Origin of the sequence: Streptomyces sp. NRRL F-5122, from assembly GCF_001507435.1 — a bacterium.
GTDB lineage: Bacteria > Actinomycetota > Actinomycetes > Streptomycetales > Streptomycetaceae > Streptomyces > Streptomyces lannensis.
The window spans coordinates 19007-41740 of record NZ_LMWH01000266.1 but is presented as its reverse complement, the minus strand read 5'-3'; the positions used below and the strand labels follow the sequence as shown (position 1 = coordinate 41740).

Here is a 22734-nt window from a genome sequence, read left to right as displayed (position 1 = left end):
CGCTAGGCGGCCGGTGCGACGAGCCGGTACCCGACGCCGCGCACGGTCTCGATCAGCGCGGGCATGCGCAACTTGGAGCGCAGGGAGGCCACATGCACCTCGAGGGTGCGCCCGGTCCCCTCCCAGCTGGTCTGCCACACCTCGCTGATGATCTGCTCGCGGCGGAAGACCACACCCGGGCGCTGGGCGAGCAGGGCCAGCAGGTCGAACTCCTTGCGGGTCAGCTGTATCACCGCACCGTCCACACTGACGCGGCGCGTGGGGAGTTCGATGTGCACGGAGCCGAGGCGCAGCGCGGTCTCGGTGGCGCCCGTGTCGTCCAGGAGGGGGGTGCGCCGGCTGACGGCATGGATACGTGCGAGCAGTTCCCCGGTGTCGTACGGCTTGACCACGTAGTCGTCGGCGCCCAGGTTGAGGCCGTGGATCCGGGAGCGCACGTCCGAGCGTGCGGTCACCATGATCACCGGGGTGCTGGTGCGCTTGCGGATCTTCGCGCAGACCTCGTAGCCGTCCTGGTCCGGCAGACCGAGGTCGAGCAGGACCACACCGAACCCGGCGCCCTCGGGCACCAGCGCCTGGAGTGCCTCCTCGCCGCTGCGGGCGTGTGTGACGTCGAATCCGTGCCGGGCCAGCACCGCGGACAGGGCGGCCGCGACGTGGTTGTCGTCCTCGACGAGAAGCAGTCTCATGCCCGGCCCCCTCCGGTTACTCGGCCCTACGGTTCCGCTCCCGGCACGTACGCGTACGTGCTCACGTCTTGTACCGGAAAGCGTCGATCACGCGAACGCGGCCACCCGCGCGCGTGCACCATGGCAGTCACTCCGATGAACAAGGACGGCGTCAAGAGGCTTCGGGTTGCGGAGGGCTTCCGTTATCCAGCCGGTACGCGCTCCACGCACGGGTACTACGGATCGTGCCCGGCCGCTATCGGATTGTGATGCTCAGATCTCCCTCAGATGTAATGACGCTGGTCGTACGGCCTTACTACTGTCCTCCGAAACCGAGCGAGGACGGAGCCAGTGAGCACATGACCGAAGTATCGGTGGCCAAGGACTCGGTGGCCGCGACCGACGATCTGGTCGTCCTGAGCAGCGTGAACAAGCACTTCGGCGCGTTGCACGTGCTCCAGGACATCGACCTGACCATCGCCCGTGGCGAGGTCGTCGTGGTCATCGGCCCCTCGGGGTCGGGGAAGTCCACTCTGTGCCGCACCATCAACCGCCTGGAGGCGATCGACTCCGGCACGATCCTGATCGACGGAAAGCCGCTGCCCGACGAGGGCCGTGAGCTGGCCCGGTTGCGCGCCGACGTCGGCATGGTGTTCCAGTCCTTCAACCTCTTCGCGCACAAGACGGTGCTCGAGAACGTGATGCTGGGCCAGGTCAAGGTCCGCCGGACGGACAAGCACAAGGCCGAGGAGAAGGCGCGCGGCCTGCTCGACCGTGTGGGGGTCGGCACCCAGGCGGACAAGTACCCCGCACAGCTCTCCGGCGGCCAGCAGCAGCGTGTCGCGATCGCCCGCGCGCTGGCGATGGACCCCAAGGTCATGCTCTTCGACGAGCCGACCTCCGCCCTGGACCCCGAGATGATCAACGAGGTCCTCGAAGTCATGCAGCAGCTCGCCCGGGACGGCATGACCATGGTCGTCGTCACGCACGAGATGGGCTTCGCCCGTTCCGCCGCCAACCGCGTGGTCTTCATGGCCGACGGCCGCATCGTCGAAGAGGCCACGCCGGACCAGTTCTTCAGCAACCCGCGCAGTGACCGGGCGAAGGACTTCCTGTCGAAGATCCTGCACCACTGACGGCCCACCCCATCTGCACGGCGGCCGGGGCGTCCGCCACCGGCGGTCCGCCTCGCGGGCCCCGGGCCCGCATCTGATCACCACGCAAAGGATGTTCACCATGAAGCTCCGCAAGGTCACCGCCGCCTCGGCCGCCGTCCTCGCGCTCGCCGTCGCGGCGACCGCCTGTGGCTCGGGCGACAAGGACGACAGCGGCTCGGGCGGCGGCAAGAAGATCACCGTCGGCATCAAGTTCGACCAGCCCGGTATCGGCCAGAAGACGCCGCAGGGTTACTCCGGCTTCGACGTCGACGTCGCCAAGTACGTGGCGAAGAAGCTCGGTTACAACCAGGACCAGATCGAGTGGAAGGAGTCCAAGAGCGCCGACCGCGAGACCATGCTGCAGCGCGGTGACGTGGACTTCATCGCCGCCTCGTACTCGATCACCCCGGAGCGCCAGGAGAAGGTCGACTTCGCGGGCCCCTACCTGCTCGCCCACCAGGACGTTCTGATCCGCGCCGACGACAGCGCGATCAAGACGCCGGCCGACCTCAACAGCAAGAAGCTGTGCTCGGTGACCGGTTCGACCTCGGCCCAGAACGTCAAGGACAAGCTGGCGCCCAAGGCGGACCTGCAGCAGTACCCGACGTACTCGGCCTGCCTCACCGGTCTGCAGAACAAGGCCATCGACGCGCTGACCACGGACGACTCGATCCTGGCCGGCTACGCCTCCCAGGCCCAGTTCAAGGGCAAGTTCAAGCTCGGCGGCTTCAAGATGACCAACGAGAACTACGGCATCGGCGTCAAGAAGGGCAGCGACCTCAAGGACAAGATCAACAAGGCCCTCGAGGACATGGTCTCCGACGGTTCCTGGGACAAGGCCGTGCAGGCCAACTTCGGTCCCGCGAACTACAAGAACGAGCCCGCACCGAAGATCGGCGACATCAAGAGCTGAGTCATCGCCCGGCCGGTGCGCCGCCCACGGGGGGCGGCGCACCGGGGCAACCCACACGCGGAAGCGCGGGAGATCGTGTTCGACTTTCTTGAAGGTTACGACCTGCTGGGGGCCTTCTGGGTGACGGTGCAGCTCACCCTGCTCTCGGCCGTCGGCTCCCTGATATGGGGGACGCTGCTGGCCGCCATGCGCGTCGGTCCTGTGCCCCTGATGCGCGGCTTCGGTACCGCCTACGTCAACATCGTGCGCAACATCCCGCTCACGGTGATCATTCTGTTCACCTCGCTCGGCCTCAACCAGACCCTCGGCATCAGCCTCGGTGCGCACAACTTCGACACCATCAACTTCCGGCTCGCCGTGCTCGGTCTGATCGCCTACACCTCGGCCTTCGTCTGCGAGGCGATCCGGGCCGGCATCAACACCGTGCCGGTCGGCCAGGCGGAGGCGGCCCGGGCCATCGGGCTGAGCTTCACCCAGGTCCTGACACTGATCGTGCTCCCCCAGGCGTTCCGCTCGGTCGTCGGCCCGCTGACCAACGTTCTGATCGCCCTGACCAAGAACACCACGGTCGCCGCCGCGATCGGCGTGGCCGAGGCCGCCCTGTTGATGAAGAAGATGCTCGAGAACGAGGCCCAGCTGCTGCTGATCTCCGCGGTGTTCGCGTTCGGTTTCGTGTGCCTGACGCTGCCGACCGGCCTGATCCTCGGCTGGGTGGGCAAGAAGGTGGCGGTGAAGCGATGAGCTCCGTGCTGTACGACGCCCAGGGCCCCCGGGCCAAGCGGCGCAACATCCTCTACACGATCGTGTTTCTGCTGGTCCTCGCGGCGGTCGGCTGGTGGGTGCTCAAGAGCCTCGACGACAAGGGGCAGTTGGACTGGGAGAAGTGGAAGCCGTTCTTCGCCGGCACGGAGGCGTGGACCACGTACATCCTGCCCGGCCTGAAGAACACCCTGATCGCCGCGGCGCTGGCGATGATCATCGCGCTCCCGCTGGGCGCCGTCTTCGGCATCGCGCGACTGTCCGACCACGCCTGGATCCGGGTGCCGGCCGCCGTGGTGGTCGAGTTCTTCCGGGCCATCCCCGTGCTGATCCTGATGATCTTCGGCGTGGCGCTGTTTTTCAAGTACACCAGCGTCAGTTCGGACGACCGCCCGCTGTACGCCGTCGTCACCGGCCTGGTGCTCTACAACGCCTCCGTGCTCGCGGAGATCGTCCGGGCCGGCATCCTCGCCCTGCCCAAGGGCCAGACGGAGGCCGCGCACGCGATCGGTCTGCGCAAGACCCAGACCATGACGTCGATCCTGCTGCCGCAGGCGGTCACCGCGATGCTGCCCGCCATCGTCAGTCAGCTCGTTGTGATCGTGAAGGACACCGCACTCGGCGGAGCCGTCCTCACCTTCTCCGAACTGCTGGCCTCGGCCAACACGATGAGCTCGTACTACGGCGCGAACACCATCGCCAGCTTCACGGTCGTCGCACTGATCTTCGTGTTGATCAACTTCAGCCTCACGACCTTCGCGGGCTGGCTGGAGCGCCGGCTGCGGCGCGGCAAGAAGTCCACCGGCGTGGTACTGCCGCCGGCGGCGATGGCGGGTACCGAGTCGACAGGTGCCGCCGCCTGACGAGCTGTCAACCCGAAGGTACGACACCGGAGCAGCGGCCCCGCCGCCGCTGCCTCGGTAGCTTGACGCAAGCACCGGCAATAGGTTGCATACGTTCTGTGATCGTGCACCCTGCTCCAACCCCCTGTTCACAGGCGTCCCACGGGACACCGCCACGGGCAGGGGGCGCCACGCCGTGGACCCGGTGATCATCGTCGGCGCGGGACCCGTGGGGCTCTCGCTCGCCCTTGCGCTGGCGCGCCAGGAGGTGCCGTCCGTGGTCCTCGACGAGGGGCCGGGCAAGGACGAGCAGCGGCCCGCACGCACGGTCGTACTGCCCGAGGACACCGCCGCCCTGATGGAACGGCTGACCGGGGTGCCGCTCGCCGAGTACGGACTGCGCTGGACCGGATGGCGGTCGATGCGGCGCAAGCAGGTGATCCGTGAGGTCGCCTTCGAACCGCCCGGCGCCGGGCAGGACCGCCCGGGCGGCTACGGCTCCACGGCCGAGCGGGCCGTCGAGGACCGCGAGGGCACGGCCGAAGGGCCGCGGACCGTCGAGGGTCCCGCACCGCTGCACATCGCCCAGCACGTGCTCACCGGTGCCCTGCGCGAGGCCATCGCGGGCGAACGGCTGGTCAAGGTCGCGGTGGAGAGCCGGCTGGACCTGCTGGAGCAGGAACCTTCGGGCGTGACGGCGCACACCCGGGGACCCAACGCCATATGGTGGCGCGGCAGTCATCTGGTCGGCTGTGACGGACCGCGCTCGACCGTGCGCAAGCTCCTGGACATCCGCTTCCCGGGCCGTACGGCCGTGGAGCGTCACGCCGTCGCGGCGCTGCGCACCGAACTGCCGTGGACCGGCGAGGCGTTACTCCACCGGATGCCGCCCTGGCGGACGTCGGGTCCTTCGGGCGGCGAGGTCACCGCACGCCCCCTGCCGGACGGTGTGTGGCGCCTGGACTGGCTGCTGCCGGGCACGGACCTGGTCACGCCCGAACTGCTGGTCGCCCGCATCCGGGAGACCCTGGCCGGCTGGAACGGGGGCACCACCCCCGCGTACGACCTGCTGGACACGGGGGTGCACATCGTCCACCACCGGCTCGCCCGCCGCTGGCGCTCCGGCCGGGTCTTCCTCGCCGGGGACTCCGCGCATCTGCTCGGCGCGCTCGGCACCCAGGGCCTGGACGAGGGCCTCCGGGACATCGACAACCTCGCCTGGAAGCTGGCGCTGGCCTGGCACCACGGTCCGCACGAGGCCCTGCTCGACAGCTACCAGGCGGAGCGCCGGACCGCGGTCGCCGCCCGGCTGCGCGCCGCCGACCAGGCACTGCCCCTGCTGCGCGGCGGAGGAGGACTGCGCTCGTACATGCCCGGTTCAGCCCGTGGGCAGGAGGCGCTGCTCGCGGACGGCCACCTCGGGCGCGGCCCGCTCGGGGCTCCGGGAGCCTACGGCGCCTCCACGCTCGCGCCCGCCCCCACCGAGGCGGTGGTACCGGTCGGCACCGAGCCCGGGGCGCCGGTCGTGGATGTGCGGGTGACCGCGGAGGACGGCTCGTTCGTACGGCTGCGGGACCGGCTCGGGCGTGGATCGCTGCTGGTGGTGCTGGTCGCTCCGGGCACGGGTGTGTGGGAGCGCAAGCACTGGGTGTCGGCCGGGGTCATGCCCCGGCTGGCCGCCGCGGTGACGGCCCTGCCGCATCCCGCGGAACTGCTGGTCGCCGAGAGCTACCCGGGCGCGGCCGCCCACACGGTCCTCCTGATCCGCCCGGACGGCCATCTGGTCACGGCACTGGGCGGAGTGCGCCCGGCGGACCTGTACCAGGCGGCGGAAGCGGCACTGGGAGGTCAGTCGACGGCGAAGGCGGCCGCGAGCGCGGGGTGACGGTGCAGGAGGCGGGCCTGGGGATGACAGGGCGTCAGACGCAGGACCCGATGTGCCCGAACACCTGATGGCCACGGCGTCCACATGGTGACTGTCGGTTGACCGCACCGCACCGCCATGGTGTACTCCGGATCGTGAGCGACACCTGTGTGCACCTGTGGCGGAGGGTCCATATGGACCTTGTCCGCTATGCGGGCTGCGTGTGTCGCCCGTCCTGCTGATCTCGCTTTTTTCACCTGCGCGCGCCGTGCTCTGACGGATGCGCGCCTCGCGCGAACTCTCAGGACGGTACCCGATGTCTGCATCCCTTTCTGCCTCCGTTTCCGCCCCGCCGCAGGCACCCACCCAGGCCGATCTGCTCGCCTTCGTACGCCGAACGGCCGCCGACGCGGAGCTGATCACCTCCCTCCCGCTGGACCCCGAAGGTCGTACCTGGCTGCGCCTGGAGGGCCCAGGCGGCAGCGAGGCCTGGCTCATCGGCTGGCCGCCCGGCACCGGTACCGGGTGGCATGATCACGCCGACTCGTGCGGCGCCTTTGTCACCGCGTCGGGCGAACTCAAGGAGAACTCGCTCGCGGCCCGGCTGCCCTCCGACGGCTGGAAGACCCTGGAACTGACCGAGGGGGTCGACCGGGAGCGGCGGCTGCCCGCCGGCACCGGCCGCTCCTTCGGGCAGCACCATGTGCACGAGGTGCTCAACGAGTCCCCCGACCGGCACGCGGTCTCGGTGCATGTCTACTACCCGCCCCTGCCGCAGATCCGCCGCTACAGCCGTACCGGCCAGGTGCTGCGGCTGGAGCAGGTCGAGCGACCGGAGGACTGGAGTTGAGCTCGGCATCCGAACGGCCCCTGGGCATCGACGAACTCCTGGAACGGGTCCGGGTGGACCTCGAGAGGGTGGAGGCGGCGGAAGCCTTCGAGGCCGCGCAGGCCGGTGAGGCCCTGCTCGTGGACATCCGGTACGCCGCGCTGCGCGACCGGGACGGGCTGATCCCCGGCGCTCTTGTCGTCGAGCGCAATGAACTGGAGTGGCGCCTCGACCCCCAGGGCAGCCACCGCGCCCCCGAGGCGACGAGCCACGACCTGCGCGTCGTCGTCATCTGCAACGAGGGCTACGCCTCCAGCCTCGCCGCCGTGTCCCTGCGCCAACTCGGCCTGCGGCGAGCCACGGACCTGGTGGGCGGCTTCCAGGCCTGGAGGGCCGCCGGGCTGCCGATCACGACCTAGTAGTGCATCCGGGGCGGACCGGCTGCCGGCCCCCGGTACTTCGAGCCGTGTCCGATGTCCGTCGCCACTGCGCTTCGGGCAACGGGGATCCGAGTTGCCGAGCAGCGGGTTTCAGAACCCCTCGTCCTCCAGACCCTGTGTCTCCTCCCCCTCGGCCTCCAGTGCCTGGCGGACCACCCGCAGGGCCATGCCCTCGGAGTAGCCCTTGCGGGCGAGCATGCCCGCAAGGCGGCGCAGGCGCTTGTCGCGGTCCAGGCCCCGGGTCGCGCGCAGCTTGCGTGCGACGAGTTCACGCGCGGTGGCCTCCTCCTGTTCCACGTCGAGCCGGCCCACCGCTTCGTCGATGAGCGAGGTGTCCACGCCCTTCGTACGCAGTTCCTGCGCGAGTGCCCGACGGGCCAGTCCCCGTCCGTGGTGTCGGGACTCCACCCAGGCGTCCGCGAAGGCGCCGTCGTCGATCAGGCCCACTTCCTCGAACCGTGACAGCACCTGGTCCGCCACGTCCTCGGGGATCTCCCGCTTGCGCAGGGCGTCCGCGAGTTGCTTCCGCGTGCGTGGGGTCCCGGTGAGCAGGCGCAGGCAGATCGCCCGCGCCCGCTCGACCGGGTCCCCCGGGGGCTCCCCCTCCTCGGCCCTCGACGAGTGGAAGGAACCTCCGTCCTGTGGGCCCTCGGCCGGATCCCCGAATCCGCGCCGCCGCCCTCGCCCTCGTCGTCCGCGAGCCCGCCCGTCCCCGTACGGAGCGCCCCCGTCATGGGCGTCCGCCTCGCCGCGCACATCGTCCGACCCCGCGTCACCGCCCCCGACCGACCCCCCGTCGCCCCGGTTCCCCCTGCCCTGCGGGGCGACGGGGTGTGCGTACTCGGCCCAGTCGGTTCGTCGTGTCATGGGCTAGCTCTTGGCCGCCGGGGCCTTGGCCTTGGCACCCTTGGCCGCCGGGGCGGGCACCGACTTGGCGGCGTCCTCGCCCGCGGGTGCGGCACCCGCCGCGTCCGCGCCCGGCTCGGCGGAGGGCTCCTCGGGACGGACGCCGACGCCCAGCTTCTCCTTGATCTTCTTCTCGATCTCGTTGGCCAGGTCGGGGTTGTCGCGCAGGAAGTTGCGCGCGTTCTCCTTGCCCTGGCCGAGCTGGTCGCCCTCGTACGTGTACCAGGCGCCGGCCTTGCGGACGAAGCCGTGCTCGACGCCCATGTCGATCAGGCCGCCCTCGCGGCTGATGCCCTGCCCGTAGAGGATGTCGAACTCGGCCTGCTTGAAGGGCGGGGCGACCTTGTTCTTCACGACCTTGCAGCGCGTGCGGTTGCCGACCGCCTCCGTGCCGTCCTTCAGGGTCTCGATGCGGCGGATGTCGATACGCACCGAGGCGTAGAACTTCAGCGCGCGGCCACCCGTCGTGGTCTCGGGGGAGCCGAACATCACGCCGATCTTCTCGCGCAGCTGGTTGATGAAGATCGCCGTGGTCTTGGACTGGTTGAGCGCGCTGGTGATCTTCCGCAGGGCCTGGCTCATCAGACGGGCCTGCAGACCCACGTGGCTGTCGCCCATCTCGCCCTCGATCTCCGCCCGCGGGACGAGCGCGGCGACGGAGTCGATGACGATGAGGTCGAGCGCGCCGGAGCGGACGAGCATGTCCACGATCTCCAGCGCCTGTTCGCCGTTGTCCGGCTGGGAGAGGATCAGGTTGTCGATGTCGACGCCCAGCTTGCGCGCGTACTCGGGGTCGAGGGCGTGCTCGGCGTCCACGAAGGCGACCTGCCCGCCGGCCTTCTGAGCGTTCGCCACCGCGTGCAGGGTGAGGGTCGTCTTACCGGAGGACTCCGGTCCGTAGATCTCCACCACACGGCCGCGCGGCAGTCCACCGACACCGAGGGCCACGTCGAGCGCGGTCGACCCGGTCGGGATGACCTCGATGGGCTCCCTCGACCGCTCGCCCATGCGCATGACCGCGCCCTTGCCGAATTGCCGTTCAATCTGTGCGAGCGCGGCATCGAGAGCCTTCTCGCGGTCGGTTCCTGCCATGGGTTCCACCCGGTTTGCTTGAGTCGATCGCTTCACGTCAAAGACGCTAACGCCTGCCACTGACAATGCGCCCCGACGCCCGTCCGGCCTGTGGATAACTCGGGCACTTCTCCGTGAATCCGTGTCGGAATCCCCGTCGAGAACCCCGCCGGAGCTTCCATAAGAATGGATGTTCGAATTTCGTGTCAAGCGCACAACCCGGCACCACCGAGACTACGTTCGGGGTCCGACAGCGACCCGGTTTTTCGCGGTACTCCCCACGGCGTACGGCGGGTGCCTCCGGCCGGCGGACGACCGGCCGGGCCGCTCTCGCGAGGCTTGGCGCATGGAGAACGACAGGATCCCCCCGCACAACCGCGGGCCGGCCCGTCCCGCCGCCGCGACCGCGGCACCGACCGCACCGCCCCCGCCCGCCGCGTCGGCCGGGGGCCGCATCGCCGAAGGCACCGGCCGCCCCGTCGTGCCCGCCGGCCATGCCGTCCCGCGCGTGGCGGCCGACCCGCCCGCCCGGGCCGCGAGCCGCCCTACGGCCGGGCCCTACCCCGCCGCCGGTCCGCCCGTCGCAGGGGGCGCGCCCGGGGGCCGGGACATCGGCGGACGTCTCCCCTCGGAAGACGGCCTGCCCGTCGTCTCCACCGTCGCGGGGCGCGTCGCCCGTCCCGGCCTCGCCCTCGCCGGGGACACGGCACTCCTCATGAACGGGGCCCGGGTCTGATGGCGGCATCCCTCGCACCGGAGCGGCGGTCGCTCGTGCCGTCCGGGGTGTCCGGCACGAGCGGTGCCGAGCGTCTGTGCGTCGCGACCGGCGTCTTCCTGTGCCTGTCCGGCCTGGTGCATCTGGTGGTGTTCCTCGTCGACGGCGGCCCCTGGTACGGGCCCGTCTCCTGGCGCAAGCCCGTCACGTTCGGACTGTCCTTCGGACTGACCCTGATCGCGGTCACCTGGGTGACGTCGTACCTGCGGATCAGCGCGCGGCGGCGCGCCGCCCTCCTGGTGGTGTTCGCCGCCGACTGCGTCGTGGAGGTCGCCGGGATCACCCTTCAGGCGTGGCGCCGCGTGCCGTCCCACCTCAACACCGAGACGCCCTTCGACAGCGCGGTCGCGATGACACTCGCGGTCGGCGGCGGTGTCCTGGTCGTCGTCCTCCCGGCGTTCGCCGCCGCGGCGTTCCGGCGCCGTCCCGGCGGCCCCCCGGGCATGGCGCTCGCACTGCGCTCCGGGTTCGCGATCCTGATGGTCGCACTGCTCTCCGGCGCCGCGATGATCGCGCGCGGTGTGGTGCTGTCCCGCACCGGACACCAGCAGGCAGCGTACGACTCCACGGCACCGCTCAAACCGCTGCACGGGGTGAGCCTGCACGCCGTGCTGGTGCTGCCCGCCCTGGTACTGCTGCTCGCGCGCACCTCCTGGAGCGAGGTCACCAGGCAGCGGGTCCTGTACGCGGCGGTCGGCGCCTATGCGGCCGCGGTGCTCGTGGCGGGGATCCGGGCGGGGCTCACCTGGTGATCCCCGCCGGGCGACGACCTCGCGCCGTCAGCCGCGCAGCAGCTGCCGCAGCCGCGTGGTGAGACCGGCCGAGGCCCGTGGGGTCCGGTGTCCCTGGACCCGGGGGTCGTCCGTGACGGCGTACCGCTTCACGTACGCCCCGAGGAACGCCTGCAGCGTGGCGACCGCGGGGATGGAGATCAGAGCGCCCACCGCACCGAGGAGGGCGGTGCCCGCGATGACCGACCCGAAGGCGACCGCGGGATGGATGTCCACGGACCGGGCGGTCAGCTTGGGCTGCAGCATGTAGTTCTCGAACTGCTGGTAGACCACGACGAAGATCAGCACCCACAGCGCGTACCAGGGATCCACGGTGAAGGCGATCAGCATCGGCAGGGCCCCGGCGAGATACGTGCCGATGGTGGGGATGAACTGCGAGACCAGACCGACCCAGACGGCGAGCACTGGCGCATACGGAATCCCCAGCGCCGCCAGCAGGACGTAGTGCGCGATTCCCGAGATCAGCGCCATCAGGCCGCGTGAGTAGAGGTAACCGCCCGTCTTGTTGACGGCGATCTCCCACGCACGCAGCACCTCGGCCTGCCGGGCGGGCGGCAGCACGGAGCACAGGGCGCGCCGCAGCCGCGGTCCGTCGGCCGCGAAGTAGAAGGAGAACAGCGTGATCGTCAGCAGCTGGAAGAGACCGCCCAGCACCTGCGCGGAGACGTCCAGGACACCGGTGGCGCTGTTCTGGACGTACTTCCTGAGCCAGTCGGAGTGGACCAGGCTGTCCTGTACGTCCACACGTCTGAGCTCGCTGTGGAACGTGGAGTTGATCCAGTTGATGACCGAGTCGAGGTAGCCCGGGAAGCCCTCGATCATCTTGATGATCTGGCCCGCGAGAATCGAACCGAGCAAGGTGACGAACCCGGCCACCGCGATCGCAAGCCCGAGGAACACCAGGAAGGTGGCCAGCCCCCTGCGCATGCCGTGTGCGGCCATCCAGCTCACCGCGGGCTCTATGGCGAGCGCCAGGAAGAAGGCGATCAGAATGTTGATCAGCAGGCCGGTGACCTGGTGGAACGCCCAGCTGCCGAGCTGGAACGCGGCGATGAGGGCGAGCGCCAGCACCATGGCCCGCGGCAGCCAGCGCGGCATGCGGCCGCTCGGCGCGGCGCCGCCATCCGCCGGGGGGCGGGGCGGAGTCGTGCCGAGCGGTGAATCCTGCTGAGGGACCTGCGCGGTCTCGTCTGTGGGTGGCACGGGGCAAGTCTCGCCCACTCCACCGTCGATCGGGGAATCGTTACGGATCGTCGTGGCCTTTCAGCGCTTCTCGTGGGGGATTTCCACAGCCGTGCACACCGCGCGCCACACGTCCCGGGCCTCCCATCCGGAGTCCAGTGCCTGATGCACCGTGCGCCCCCCGAGTTCCGACATGACGTGGTCGCGCGCGAAGGTGTCGGCGTAGGTCTCACCGAAGTGATCCGCCATCCGCTGCCAGAAGACCGTCAACCGCATGCACTCAGTATCCCGCTCCTGAGAGTGGGCCCGGCCGGTGACCGCTTGCCGCGAGCGCTTTGCGCCCTACGGTCTGAGCCATGGCCGTAACCGGAGCATCCCCACTCCCCACGACGCCCTCGGCGCGCTCACCGCTGTCCCGCGCCGAGCACTTCGTCTGGCTCACCGCCCGCGTACTGGAGCAGCGGCGCTTCGAGTACCACTTCCTGGGCGGCGGCGCCGACCCGGTGGAGTCCGCGCTGACCGCCTACCGCAACGAGGACGAGGGCTACGGTCATGCCCTCGAACCCGATCTGCGCGGACCGGTCAGCCAGCCCCTGCACACCATGCACGCGCTGCGCGTCCTCGACTCGATCGGGCGCTGCGGCGGGCAGCGTGCGGAGCGGGCGTGCCGCTATCTGACCGGGGTGGCGACGCCGGACGGCGCTCTGCCGGCGATCCACCCCGGTCAGCGGGGCTATCCGGCGGCGCCCTTCCTGCCGATCGTCGACGATCCCGCGAGCGACCTCCTGGCGACTGCTCCCGTGGTGGGCCTGCTGCACCGCAACCAGGTGTGGCACGCGTGGCTGTTCCGGGCCACCGACTTCTGCTGGCAGGCGGTCGAATCCCTGGAGAAGTCCCATCCCTACGAGATCGAGGCGGCCGTGGCCTTCCTGGACTCGGCGCCCGACCGCGTGCGCGCGCAGGCGGCGGCCGAGCGGCTGGGCCGCCTGGTGCGGGCGCAGCGGCTCGCGGTCCTGGACCCGGACCGCCTCGACGCCTACCCGGTCGCGTCCGGGTACGCGCCGGGCGAGCACCACTTCCCCCACGACTTCGCGCGTACCCCCGACTCCGTGGCGCGGGCCTGGTTCACCGACGAGGAGATGGCCCGCGCACTCGACCTGCTCGCGGCCGAACAGCAGGCGGACGGCGGCTGGCCGATCCGGTGGCGCGCTTGGGCCCCGGGTACCGCGCTGGAGTGCCGCCCCATGGTGACCATCGAGGCCCTGCGCACCCTGCGGGCGTACGGACGGCCCATCGACTGACAGCGCACGGCCCTGGCACGCGCGCCCCCGCGGGGTCCCGCGCTCCAGGTGCGTGCTGCCCCGACGGCCGTTCAGCCCGCCATCGCCCGCACTCCCGCCGTCACCACGACGGCCGCGGCGACGACGAGCAGGAAGGGGGCGCGCAGCAGCAGGGCCACGGCCGCTGCGGCGAGCCCCGCGGCCCGGGCGTCCAGCACCGGGGAACGGCCGTCGGCAAAGGTCTGCTGGGCCGTGAGGGCGGCCAGCAGGGCCACGGGCAGCAGGGCCGCGAGCCGCCGCACGAGCGGCTTCTCCAGGAAGCCCGCCGGCACGAGAAGGCCGGTGAGCTTGACGACGTAGCAGCCGACCGCAGTGACACCGATCGCGATCCAGACGTTCAACGGTCCTCCCCCTGTCCGTGCGGTACGTCGTCGGCGGCCCGGGCCACGGGTCCCGCCCCGCGCCGGCGCCCCTCCGCCCAGAGGACGGCCGGGGCCGCCAGCGCAGCCACCAGGACCGGCACACCGGCGGGCAGCACCGGCAGCAGACCGAGCCCCAGGACCACGGCGGCACCGGCGACGGCACGCTCGGTGGTGGTCTTCAGCATCGGCGCGAGCAGCGCAAGGAACACGGCGGGACCGGCGGCGTCCAGACCCCATGCGTCGGTGTCCCCGATGGCACGCGCGCCGACGGCCCCCAGGAGCGTGGTCAGGTTCCAGAGCACGTAGAGGGTGAGCCCGGTGACGGTGAAGCCGATCCGCGCGCTCCGCCGGGTCGGCTGGGCGAGCGCGACGGCGGTGGTCTCGTCGATGACCCCCTGGGCGGCCAGCGGGCGCACGGCCCGCGGCAGAGCGAGCAACTGCGACAGACGCAGCCCGTAGAACGCGTTCCGCACCCCCAGGAAGAAGGCGCCGGCGGCCGCCGTGAACGGGCTGCCGCCGGCCGCGAGGGCGCCCACCAGGGCGAACTGCGAGGCGCCGGTGAACACCAGGAGGCTGAGCGCACAGGTCTGCAGCAGCGAGAGGCCGCTGCCGGCCGAGGTCACTCCGAAGGCGAAGCCGGACAGCCCTACAGCGACCCCGACTCCGAGGGCGTCACGGACGACGGCCGCGTCCGGTTTTCCAACGTCTTGGCTGTGTATGTCCGCTCGTGCGGTTTGTTCTGCCACGCCGCGGACGGTACGGCGGGCCCGTGAGGGACGTCTTGTACGTTCTTGCGCCCCGAGACCCCTCGATCGTCACGTCTGCGCTCGCGCTGGTACGACCCGGGGGGCACCCCCACGATCCGGGTGAAGTGGCGGTTGAGATGGGGCTGGTCGGTGAATCCGACGGCGACGGCCGCTGCGGCGGGGGCGACTCCGGAGTCCAGAAGGCGCCGGGCCCGGCGGACCCGGGCGTCGGTCAGCCAGGTGTGCGGCGGCATGCCGTAGGCGTCGCGGAAGGCACGCAACAACGCGAAGGGACTGGTGCCGAGGTCGGCCGCCAACCGCTCCAGAGTCGGGGGCTCGGTCATCCGTTCCTCGAGCACCGCACGCGCGCGTGCCGCCGCCCGGGCGCCCGCACCGCGCAGGGTGCGCTGCGGCATCGGCCCGCCGTTGAGGCGCAGCAGCCGGGTCACGGCGACCCGCAGCAGTGTGTCGGCGGCGAGTGCGTTCCCCTCGTCGGCGGCCCTGAGCACCTCGTGGACCAGACCGACCGCATAGGGGTCCTCGAGCACAGGACTGGCGAAGCCGGGGGTCCCCCGGATGACCGTGGTCTCCGCGGCGATCTCGGCCACCAGCCCCGGCAAGGGGTAGACGGCTCCGTACCGCCAGCCCTCGGGGCTGCCGGCCCGGCCCGTGTGCGGGGTGTCGGGGTTGACGAGCGCAAGGGCGCCCGGGCCCGCGTACTGGTCGGAGCCGCCGTGGTGGAAGACCTCGACGCCGTCGGCGATGGCCGCGATCACGAAGTGCTCGTGCGTGTGCCGTACGAAGCTCTTGTGGATGTAGCGGGCTCGCAGCAGGTCGACACCGGGCAGATCCTCGTACTGCCAGTGCCGTGCCCTCTCCCGGGAACCCGCCATGGCCCCATTCTGCGGCACGCCCGATGCGGACCGGACCGGAACGCGTCCCTCACGCCCCACGTTTGCGCAGGTCGGAGTCGTTGTCAGTGGACGGGTGCAGGATGGACGCATGCCCAGTCCCGCGCATCCGGCCCTCGACGGCTTCTCCCCCGCGACCCGCGACTGGTTCACGGGGGCGTTCTCCGCGCCCACCGCGGCCCAGGCCGGGGCGTGGCGCGCCATCGGCGCGGGTTCGGACGTGCTGGTGGTCGCCCCGACCGGCTCGGGCAAGACGCTGGCCGCGTTCCTCGCCGCGCTCGACCAGCTGGCGTCCGTGCCGCCGCCCGCAGACCCCAGGAAGCGCTGCCGCGTGCTGTACGTGTCCCCGCTGAAGGCTCTCGCGGTCGACGTGGAGCGGAACCTGCGCAGTCCGCTCACGGGGATCCGCCAGGAGTCGGTGCGGCTCGGCCTGCCCGAGCCGGAGGTGAAGGTGGGGATCCGCTCGGGCGACACCCCGGCCGCCGACCGCCGGGCGCTGGCCACGCGCCCGCCGGACATCCTGATCACCACGCCCGAGTCGCTCTTCCTGATGCTGACGTCCGCCACGCGCGACGCGCTGACCGGCGTGGAGACGGTGATTCTGGACGAGGTGCACGCCGTGGCGGGCACCAAGCGCGGCGCGCATCTGGCGCTCTCGCTGGAGCGGCTCGACGAGTTGCTGCCCCGGCCCGCCCGCCGCATCGGCCTGTCCGCCACCGTGCGCCCGGTGGACGAGGTGGCCCGCTTCCTCTCCCCCCGCCGCAAGGTGGAGATCGTCCAGCCCGAGTCCGGCAAGGAGTTCGACCTGTCGGTCGTCGTTCCCGTCGAGGACCTGGGCGAGCTGGGCGGCTCCCCCGTCAGCGACGGCGGTGAGGGCAAGGAGCGCCCCTCCATCTGGCCGCACGTCGAGGAACGGATCGCGGACCTGGTCCAGGCCCACCGCTCCACGATCGTGTTCGCCAACTCCCGCCGTCTCGCGGAGCGGCTGTGCAACAGGCTCAACGAGATCGCGTACGAGCGGGCGACCGGAGAGCCGCTGGAGGAGCACCACTCGCCGGCACAGCTGATGGGCGGCTCGGGTGCGGCGCAGGGCGCGCCCCCGGTGCTCGCGCGCGCCCACCACGGCTCGGTCTCCAAGGAGCAGCGGGCCGTCGTCGAGGAGGACCTGAAGGCGGGCCGGCTGCCCGCCGTCGTCGCCACCTCCAGCCTCGAGCTGGGCATCGACATGGGTGCGGTGGACCTGGTCGTCCAGGTCGAGTCACCGCCGTCCGTGGCCTCCGGTCTGCAACGCGTGGGCCGCGCGGGACACCAGGTCGGCGCAGTGTCCACCGGTGTGGTCTTCCCCAAGTACCGCGGCGATCTCGTCCAGGCCGCCGTGGTGACCGAGCGGATGCGGTCCGGCTCCATCGAGTCGCTGAGGGTCCCGGCGAACCCGCTGGACGTGCTCGCGCAGCAGCTCGTCGCCATGACCTCCCTCGACACCTGGCAGTTCGACGACCTCCTTGCGACGGTCCGGCGGGCGGCCCCCTTCGCCTCGCTGCCCGAGTCGGCTTTCACGGCGGTGCTGGACATGCTCGCGGGACGCTATCCCTCCGACGCCTTCGCGGAGCTGCGGCCGCGTGTGGTGTGGGACCGGGTCGCCGGCACGATCACCGGTCGCCCCGGCGCGCAGCGCCTCGCCGTCACCTCGGGCGGCACGATCCCGGACCGCGGCCTCTTCGGGGTCTTCCTGGCCGGGGCCGACCCGAAGAAGGGCGGCGGGCGGGTCGGCGAGCTGGACGAGGAGATGGTGTACGAGTCCCGGGTCGGGGACGTGTTCACGCTGGGCACCAGTTCCTGGCGGATCGAGGACATCACCCGCGACCGGGTCCTGGTCTCCCCCGCTCCCGGCGTCCCCGGCCGGCTGCCGTTCTGGAAGGGCGACCAGCTCGGCCGGCCGCTGGAGCTGGGCCGGGCGGTGGGCACGTTCCTGCGCGAGGTGGGCTCGCTGCCGAAGGAGGACGCGCGGCTGCGACTGGTGTCCGCGGGCCTCGACGCCTGGGCCGCAGACAACGTGCTCGCCTACCTGGACGAGCAGCGCGAGGCCTGCGGTCACATCCCGGACGACCGCACGATCGTCGTCGAGCGGTTCCGTGACGAGCTGGGCGACTGGCGGGTCGTGGTGCACTCCCCGTTCGGCGCCCAGGTCCACGCACCCTGGGCGCTGGCGCTGGGCGCCCGGCTGTCCGAGCGCTACGGCATGGACGCCCAGGTCATGCACGCCGACGACGGCATCGTGCTGCGCCTGCCGGACGCCGATCTGATGGGCCTGGACCTGCTCGACAAGGAGCCGATGAAGGCCGGTACGGAGTACGACGCCGAGCAGGCACCCGTCGGGGCGGCGGACGTGGCCTTCGACAAGGGCGAGGTGGACCAGGTCGTCACCGACCAGGTGGGCGGCTCGGCGCTGTTCGCCTCCCGGTTCCGGGAGTGCGCGGCCCGTGCGCTGCTGCTGCCGCGCCGCAACCCGGGCCGGCGCACCCCGCTGTGGCAGCAGCGTCAGCGCGCGGCCCAACTGCTACAGGTGGCGAGTGAGTTCGGCTCGTTCCCGATCGTCCTGGAAGCGGTCCGCGAATGCCTCCAGGACGTCTTCGACGTCCCGGGGCTGGTCGAGCTGATGGGCGACATCGAGTCCCGCAGGGTGCGGCTCGTCGAGGTCACCACCCCCGAACCGTCCCCCTTCGCCCGTTCACTTCTGTTCGGATACGTTGCGCAGTTCCTCTACGAGGGGGACTCCCCGCTCGCCGAGCGCCGGGCCGCCGCCCTGTCGCTGGACTCCCGGCTGCTGGCCGAGCTGCTGGGCCAGGCGGAGCTGCGCGAGCTGCTCGACGCCGAGGTGCTGACCGAGCTGGAGCGCGAGCTTCAGTGGCTCACCGAGGACCGGCGCGTCAAGGACGTCGAGTCGGTCGCGGACGTGCTGCGGCTGCTTGGCCCGCTCACCGAGGCGGAGCTGGTGGAGCGGGGCGCCGACGCGCACTGGGCCGGGGATCTGGCCGCCGCCCGCCGCGCGATCAGGGTCCGCATCGCCGGCGCCGATCACTGGGCGGCCGTCGAGGACGCGGGCCGGTTGCGCGACGCGTTGGGCACGGCGCTGCCGGTGGGAGTCCCGGAAGCCTTCACCGAACCGGTCAAGGATCCCCTCGGCGACCTCCTCGCGCGCTACGCCCGCACCCGCGGACCCTTCACATCGGCCACGGCTGCCGCGCGGTTCGGCCTCGGGGTGGCCGTGACCGAGGGCGCACTGCAGCGGCTGGCGGCGTCCGGGCGGATCGTCCAGGGCGAGTTCCACCCGGCGGGGATCGGCCAGGAGTGGTGCGACGCGACGGTGCTGCGCAGACTGCGGCGCCGCTCCCTGGCGGCGTTGAGGCACGAGCTGGAGCCCGTGCCTCCGGCCGCGCTCGCGCAGTTCCTGCCGCAGTGGCAGCACGTGGGCAGCGGACACGGACTGCGCGCCATCGACGGCCTGGTGCGTGCGATCGAACAGTTGCAGGGCGCATCCGTTCCCGCGTCCGCCCTGGAGAAGATCGTCCTGCCGTCCCGGGTCTCGAACTACACGCCCGCGATGCTGGACGAGCTCACGGCCGCCGGCGAGGTGGTGTGGGCAGGCGCCGGTGCACTGCCCGGCAAGGACGGCTGGGTCTCGCTGTATCTGGCGGATGCCGCGCCCCTGCTGCTGCCGCCTCCTCACCCCCTGGAGCCGACGGCGCTCCACCAGTCCGTCCTCGATGCCCTCTCCGGCGGTTACGGCCTGTTCTTCCGTCAGATCGCCGACCGGGTCCGCGCCACGACGCACCCGGACGCGACAGATCCTCAACTGGCCGACGCGATCTGGGACCTGGCCTGGTCGGGACGGCTCACGAACGACACGCTCGCACCGATGCGGTCGTTGCTCGGCTCGGGCCGCACCGCGGGCTCCACGGCCCACCGCGCCAAGCGCACGGTGCCACGCGGCCGGTACGGCTCGCTGACGGCCGCCGCCCGCCCCCAGTCCCGCACCGGCCCTCCGACCGTGGCGGGGCGTTGGTCGCTGCTGCCCGCCCGCGAGGCGGACACCACCGTCCGTGCCCACGCCTTGGCCCGGACGCTGCTGGACCGGCACGGCGTGGTGACCCGCGGCGCGGTGGCGGCGGAGGGCGTGGAGGGCGGCTTCTCGGCCGTGTACCGCGTGCTGTCCGCCTTCGAGGAGAGCGGTCAGGCCCGGCGCGGTTATGTGGTCGAGGGTCTGGGTGCGGCGCAGTTCGCGATGGACGGCGCGGTGGACCGGCTGCGCGCCGTGGCGAACGCACGCGAGCGGGGCGAGCCGTTGCCCGGCGCTCCCGGGACGTCCCCCGCCGGAAACGGCTTCGCCAACGGCTTCCCCGAGACGGCCGCGCATCCGTACGGCTTCGATCCCGTCGGCGCTCCGGATCCCGACGGCCGCGGCGCCGACGGCTTGGACGACCCGTTCGGCGATGTCTTCGACCCGGACGCGATCGGCCGGGACCCGTTGTCCGCTCCGGGGTTCGGCGGCCCCCGCTCGGGCTCCGGCCCCTCCGCCACGGGGCCGGGCCCTCGCGCTCCCTACGCGCCGTACGGGCCGGGTCTTCCGCCGCAGCGCGGCCGCCCCACGGGCCAGGCCCGGACCGTGGTCCTGGCGGCCGCCGACCCGGCGAACGCGTACGGAGCGGCGCTGTCGTGGCCGGAGCCACCGGACGGCGCGGGACACAAGCCGGGGCGCAAAGCGGGTTCGCTGGTCGTGCTCGTCGACGGTGAGCTGGCGCTCTACATGGAGCGGGGTGGCAAGACCCTCCTGGTGTGGCCGTCCGAGCCGGAGGCCAAGGCAACCGAGGACCCCCGAGTGCGCGCCGCCGCCGAGGCGCTGGGCGCGGCCGCAAAGGCGGGCTCGCTCGGCACGGTCACGGTGGAACGCGTCAACGGCGCCGCGGCCCTTTCGTCCCCGTTCGGCGTGGTGCTGGAGGGAGTCGGCTTCATCGCGACGCCGAGAGGACTGCGGATCCGGGCATAACACGTCGGCACGGAGGCCGCGGCAGGGCGACGGAAACGGCCCGTACCTCCATGCGGGCACCCTCCTTCCCACCTCCCCGGCGTGTCACCCTTGACCCATGCCCGAAGGCGACACCGTCCACCAAGCCGCGAAGCGTCTGCACGGTGCGCTCGCGGGAAAGGTGCTGACCCGTTCCGACCTCCGAGTGCCCAGGTACGCCACCGCCGACCTGACCGGCCGTACCGTCCTGGACGTCACCGCACGCGGCAAGCACCTCCTGACCCGGGTCGAGGGCGGGCTCACCCTGCACTCGCATCTGAGGATGGACGGCGTGTGGAAGGTCTACACACCCGGGCAGCGCTGGAGCGGCGGCCCCACCCATCAGATCCGGGCGATCCTCAGCACCGGCGACCGCACCGCCGTCGGCTACCGGCTGCCCGTCCTGGAGCTGCTGCGCACCGCGGACGAGCACCGCGTGGTGGGCCATCTCGGTCCCGATCTCCTCGGCCCGGACTGGAATCCCGAGAGGGCGCTGGAGAACCTGCTGAGCGACCCCGCTCGCCCACTCGGTGAGGCCCTGCTCGACCAGCGCAATCTGGCCGGGATCGGCAATGTCTACAAAAGCGAGCTGTGCTTCCTGCTCAGGGTGACCCCGTGGCTCGCCGTCGGCGATCTTCCGGCCGAGTACGCGTCCCGCCTCCCCGATCTCGCCAAGCGGCTCCTGGAGGCCAATCGCGACCGCCCCGCCCGCAACACCACAGGGCGGCGCGAGCAGAACCTCTTCGTCTACGGCCGTGCCCCACGCCCGTGCGCCCGCTGCGGCGCTCCCGTCCGGGTGGCCGATCAGGGCGACGGCTCCCGCGACCGTCCCACCTACTGGTGTCCGGTCTGCCAGCGCGGCCCGGCTCCGTCCCCGTCGCACGGACCTGCCGACCGTCACAGCATCCCACCCCGCACAACTAATTGACGACCCGTCAGAAATGCTCGTACCGTCGCTGTCATGGCCGTCACGGCGTACGACCTCAGCGGACGCACCGCATTCGTCACCGGCGCCGCCGGCGGCATCGGCCGCGCCTCGGCCGTGCTGCTCGCGGAGGCGGGCGCCACCGTGCACTGTGCGGACCAGGACGCACAGGGTCTGCACGGGACCGCGACCCTGATCAAGGACCGAGGGGGCGCGGCGCGCACCCACCACCTCGATGTGACCGACCGTGCGCACCTCAAACGCGCGGTCGCGTCCTGCGAGGGCCTCGACATCATGGCGGCCGTCGCCGGCATCATGCACAGCAGTCCGGTGCTGGAGACGCGGGACGAGGACCTCGACCGGGTCCTGGCCGTCAACTGCAAGGGCGTACTGCACGCCTGCCAGGAGGCCGCACTGCGCATGATCGCGGACGGCACTCGCGGCAGCATCGTCACGATGGCCTCGAGCGCCGTCGACACCGGCGGTCCCGGGCTGCTCTGCTACGGCGTGGCGAAGGCCGCTGTGGTGCAGATGACAAAAACGCTCGCGGCCGAGGTCGGGCGGCACGGCATCCGGGTCAACGCGGTGGCGCCCGGCTGGACCCGTACACCGATGACCGCCCGTCACGGGGAAGGACGGGCGGCGCAGACGGAGGCGTTCATGACGCGCCTGTCGCCTCTCGGCCGGGTCGGGGAACCGGTGGACATCGCCCACGCGGTCCTGCATCTGGCCTGCGACGCGGCATCGTTCACCACGGGCCAGATCCTCCGCCCGAACGGCGGCGTCGCGATGCCCTGGTGACGCCCCGTGGGCGGTGCGGCGCGGCCGGGCCGGCAGCCGACCCCTCCGGGGGTCCCCTGAACACCCCCGGGCACGATCCCACCGGTCCCGTCCGCGCCCCACCCTCTCAGCGGGACTGCGCACCCCTCCCGCGCCCCCATGCGGTACGCCACCGTCGCCAGGACCGGGCCCACTGGTCCGACCCGGCCGCCCCCTCGGCCCGGGACTTCGGCACACAGTGCACCGGCAGCAGACTCAGTCCCCATCCCCCGGTCGCGACCGCCCCCTCCAGCACCCCCGCATCGGGTGCCAGCACGAGTCGGAGCACTCCCCACCACCACAGCGCGCCCAACGCCAGCGCAGCCCCCCAGCGCGCCGTGGGCCTCGCCATGGTCGTCACCTCCAACCCGA

General features: G+C 71.7%; 23 protein-coding genes. 14 read left to right on the top strand and 9 right to left on the bottom strand.

The window, feature by feature from the left end:
• Positions 1-2 precede the first annotated feature (2 nt).
• The gene (locus ADL25_RS35760; RefSeq protein ID WP_059132071.1) at positions 3-689 is read right to left on the bottom strand and encodes a response regulator transcription factor; all 687 of its coding nucleotides are present in this window, start codon (positions 687-689) and stop codon (positions 3-5) included.
• Positions 690-1027: 338 nt separating this feature from the next.
• Here ADL25_RS35760 and ADL25_RS35755 point away from each other — a divergent pair, with 338 nt between their 5' ends.
• From ADL25_RS35755 to ADL25_RS35725, 8 genes are all read left to right on the top strand, one after another.
• Positions 1028-1804: an amino acid ABC transporter ATP-binding protein gene (locus ADL25_RS35755; protein WP_059132070.1), complete on the top strand. Its 777-nt coding sequence runs from the start codon at positions 1028-1030 to the stop codon at positions 1802-1804.
• Positions 1805-1904: 100 nt separating this feature from the next.
• A complete protein-coding gene (locus tag ADL25_RS35750) occupies positions 1905-2738 on the top strand; it encodes a glutamate ABC transporter substrate-binding protein (RefSeq protein ID WP_059132069.1) in 834 nt (277 codons plus the stop codon).
• 75 nt (positions 2739-2813) lie between these two features.
• Positions 2814-3479, top strand: a complete 666-nt coding sequence (locus ADL25_RS35745) for an amino acid ABC transporter permease (RefSeq protein WP_059132068.1) — start codon at positions 2814-2816, stop codon at positions 3477-3479.
• On the top strand, positions 3476-4360 hold the full coding sequence (locus ADL25_RS35740) for an amino acid ABC transporter permease (protein WP_059132067.1): 885 nt from the start codon (positions 3476-3478) through the stop codon (positions 4358-4360). Before ADL25_RS35745 ends, ADL25_RS35740 begins: the two co-directional genes overlap by 4 nt.
• 175 nt (positions 4361-4535) lie before the next feature.
• Complete coding sequence (locus tag ADL25_RS35735) at positions 4536-6224, top strand: FAD-dependent monooxygenase (protein WP_059132066.1); 1689 nt, start codon at positions 4536-4538, stop codon at positions 6222-6224.
• A 134-nt stretch (positions 6225-6358) separates the two neighbouring features.
• On the top strand, positions 6359-6445 hold the full coding sequence (locus tag ADL25_RS52365; protein WP_358902342.1) for a putative leader peptide: 87 nt from the start codon (positions 6359-6361) through the stop codon (positions 6443-6445).
• 74 nt (positions 6446-6519) lie between these two features.
• Positions 6520-7053, top strand: coding sequence for a cysteine dioxygenase (locus ADL25_RS35730; protein ID WP_107116795.1), 534 nt, complete (start codon positions 6520-6522; stop codon positions 7051-7053).
• Positions 7050-7451, top strand: coding sequence for a rhodanese-like domain-containing protein (locus tag ADL25_RS35725; protein ID WP_059132064.1), 402 nt, complete (start codon positions 7050-7052; stop codon positions 7449-7451). The genes ADL25_RS35730 and ADL25_RS35725 overlap by 4 nt, the downstream gene beginning before the upstream one ends.
• Before the next feature lie 111 nt (positions 7452-7562).
• On the opposite strand, the gene recX is transcribed toward ADL25_RS35725, so the two are convergent.
• Positions 7563-8339 (bottom strand): recombination regulator RecX, encoded by a 777-nt coding sequence (gene recX / locus ADL25_RS35720; protein WP_059132063.1) that lies wholly within the window; start codon positions 8337-8339, stop codon positions 7563-7565.
• 3 nt (positions 8340-8342) lie between these two features.
• Positions 8343-9470, bottom strand: a complete 1128-nt coding sequence (gene recA, locus ADL25_RS35715; RefSeq protein WP_059132062.1) for a recombinase RecA — start codon at positions 9468-9470, stop codon at positions 8343-8345.
• Between the two features lie 325 nt (positions 9471-9795).
• Here recA and ADL25_RS48545 point away from each other — a divergent pair, with 325 nt between their 5' ends.
• On the top strand, positions 9796-10185 hold the full coding sequence (locus tag ADL25_RS48545; RefSeq protein ID WP_059132061.1) for a hypothetical protein: 390 nt from the start codon (positions 9796-9798) through the stop codon (positions 10183-10185).
• On the top strand, positions 10185-10976 hold the full coding sequence (locus ADL25_RS35705; RefSeq protein WP_059132060.1) for a hypothetical protein: 792 nt from the start codon (positions 10185-10187) through the stop codon (positions 10974-10976). The genes ADL25_RS48545 and ADL25_RS35705 overlap by 1 nt, the downstream gene beginning before the upstream one ends.
• A gap of 27 nt (positions 10977-11003) precedes the next feature.
• On the opposite strand, the gene ADL25_RS35700 is transcribed toward ADL25_RS35705, so the two are convergent.
• Positions 11004-12218, bottom strand: coding sequence for an AI-2E family transporter (locus ADL25_RS35700; RefSeq protein WP_079050798.1), 1215 nt, complete (start codon positions 12216-12218; stop codon positions 11004-11006).
• Between the two features lie 60 nt (positions 12219-12278).
• Positions 12279-12473: a DUF3046 domain-containing protein gene (locus tag ADL25_RS35695; RefSeq protein ID WP_059132058.1), complete on the bottom strand. Its 195-nt coding sequence runs from the start codon at positions 12471-12473 to the stop codon at positions 12279-12281.
• Positions 12474-12553: 80 nt separating this feature from the next.
• On the opposite strand from ADL25_RS35695, the gene ADL25_RS35690 reads away from it, so the two are divergent.
• Positions 12554-13498 (top strand): hypothetical protein, encoded by a 945-nt coding sequence (locus ADL25_RS35690; RefSeq protein ID WP_059132057.1) that lies wholly within the window; start codon positions 12554-12556, stop codon positions 13496-13498.
• 71 nt (positions 13499-13569) lie between these two features.
• On the opposite strand, the gene ADL25_RS35685 is transcribed toward ADL25_RS35690, so the two are convergent.
• The 3 genes from ADL25_RS35685 to ADL25_RS35675 are packed head-to-tail and all read right to left on the bottom strand — an operon-like array spanning position 13570 to position 15538.
• Entirely contained in the window at positions 13570-13878 is a 309-nt protein-coding gene (locus ADL25_RS35685) for an AzlD domain-containing protein (RefSeq protein WP_059132056.1), read from the bottom strand.
• On the bottom strand, positions 13875-14645 hold the full coding sequence (locus ADL25_RS35680; RefSeq protein ID WP_059132248.1) for an AzlC family ABC transporter permease: 771 nt from the start codon (positions 14643-14645) through the stop codon (positions 13875-13877). Before ADL25_RS35680 ends, ADL25_RS35685 begins: the two co-directional genes overlap by 4 nt.
• The gene (locus ADL25_RS35675; RefSeq protein WP_059132055.1) at positions 14546-15538 is read right to left on the bottom strand and encodes an AraC family transcriptional regulator; all 993 of its coding nucleotides are present in this window, start codon (positions 15536-15538) and stop codon (positions 14546-14548) included. The genes ADL25_RS35680 and ADL25_RS35675 overlap by 100 nt, the downstream gene beginning before the upstream one ends.
• Positions 15539-15647: 109 nt before the next feature.
• Here ADL25_RS35675 and ADL25_RS35670 point away from each other — a divergent pair, with 109 nt between their 5' ends.
• From ADL25_RS35670 to ADL25_RS35660, 3 genes are all read left to right on the top strand, one after another.
• The gene (locus ADL25_RS35670) at positions 15648-20600 is read left to right on the top strand and encodes an ATP-dependent helicase (RefSeq protein ID WP_059132054.1); all 4953 of its coding nucleotides are present in this window, start codon (positions 15648-15650) and stop codon (positions 20598-20600) included.
• Between the two features lie 97 nt (positions 20601-20697).
• Positions 20698-21546 carry a DNA-formamidopyrimidine glycosylase family protein gene (locus tag ADL25_RS35665; protein WP_059132053.1) on the top strand — a complete coding sequence of 283 codons (849 nt, stop codon included), beginning with the start codon at positions 20698-20700 and terminating at the stop codon, positions 21544-21546.
• A 33-nt stretch (positions 21547-21579) separates the two neighbouring features.
• Complete coding sequence (locus tag ADL25_RS35660; RefSeq protein ID WP_059132052.1) at positions 21580-22344, top strand: SDR family NAD(P)-dependent oxidoreductase; 765 nt, start codon at positions 21580-21582, stop codon at positions 22342-22344.
• 106 nt (positions 22345-22450) lie between these two features.
• Here the strand turns inward: ADL25_RS35660 and ADL25_RS47000 are convergent, their stop codons facing one another.
• Positions 22451-22714, bottom strand: a complete 264-nt coding sequence (locus ADL25_RS47000) for a hypothetical protein (protein WP_079050821.1) — start codon at positions 22712-22714, stop codon at positions 22451-22453.
• Positions 22715-22734: the final 20 nt, after the last annotated feature.

Coding starts and splice junctions, on each gene's coding strand:
- ADL25_RS47000 (WP_079050821.1), bottom strand. CDS start 22,714: ATGGCGAGGCCCACGGCGCGCTGGGGGGCTGCGCTGGCGTTGGGCGCG.
- ADL25_RS35675 (WP_059132055.1), bottom strand. CDS start 15,538: ATGGCGGGTTCCCGGGAGAGGGCACGGCACTGGCAGTACGAGGATCTG.
- ADL25_RS35690 (WP_059132057.1), top strand. CDS start 12,554: ATGGCCGTAACCGGAGCATCCCCACTCCCCACGACGCCCTCGGCGCGC.
- ADL25_RS35750 (WP_059132069.1), top strand. CDS start 1,905: ATGAAGCTCCGCAAGGTCACCGCCGCCTCGGCCGCCGTCCTCGCGCTC.
- ADL25_RS35760 (WP_059132071.1), bottom strand. CDS start 689: ATGAGACTGCTTCTCGTCGAGGACGACAACCACGTCGCGGCCGCCCTG.
- ADL25_RS35705 (WP_059132060.1), top strand. CDS start 10,185: ATGGCGGCATCCCTCGCACCGGAGCGGCGGTCGCTCGTGCCGTCCGGG.
- recA (WP_059132062.1), bottom strand. CDS start 9,470: ATGGCAGGAACCGACCGCGAGAAGGCTCTCGATGCCGCGCTCGCACAG.
- recX (WP_059132063.1), bottom strand. CDS start 8,339: ATGACACGACGAACCGACTGGGCCGAGTACGCACACCCCGTCGCCCCG.
- ADL25_RS35670 (WP_059132054.1), top strand. CDS start 15,648: ATGCCCAGTCCCGCGCATCCGGCCCTCGACGGCTTCTCCCCCGCGACC.
- ADL25_RS48545 (WP_059132061.1), top strand. CDS start 9,796: ATGGAGAACGACAGGATCCCCCCGCACAACCGCGGGCCGGCCCGTCCC.
- ADL25_RS35660 (WP_059132052.1), top strand. CDS start 21,580: ATGGCCGTCACGGCGTACGACCTCAGCGGACGCACCGCATTCGTCACC.
- ADL25_RS35695 (WP_059132058.1), bottom strand. CDS start 12,473: ATGCGGTTGACGGTCTTCTGGCAGCGGATGGCGGATCACTTCGGTGAG.
- ADL25_RS35755 (WP_059132070.1), top strand. CDS start 1,028: ATGACCGAAGTATCGGTGGCCAAGGACTCGGTGGCCGCGACCGACGAT.
- ADL25_RS35740 (WP_059132067.1), top strand. CDS start 3,476: ATGAGCTCCGTGCTGTACGACGCCCAGGGCCCCCGGGCCAAGCGGCGC.
- ADL25_RS35665 (WP_059132053.1), top strand. CDS start 20,698: ATGCCCGAAGGCGACACCGTCCACCAAGCCGCGAAGCGTCTGCACGGT.
- ADL25_RS35730 (WP_107116795.1), top strand. CDS start 6,520: ATGTCTGCATCCCTTTCTGCCTCCGTTTCCGCCCCGCCGCAGGCACCC.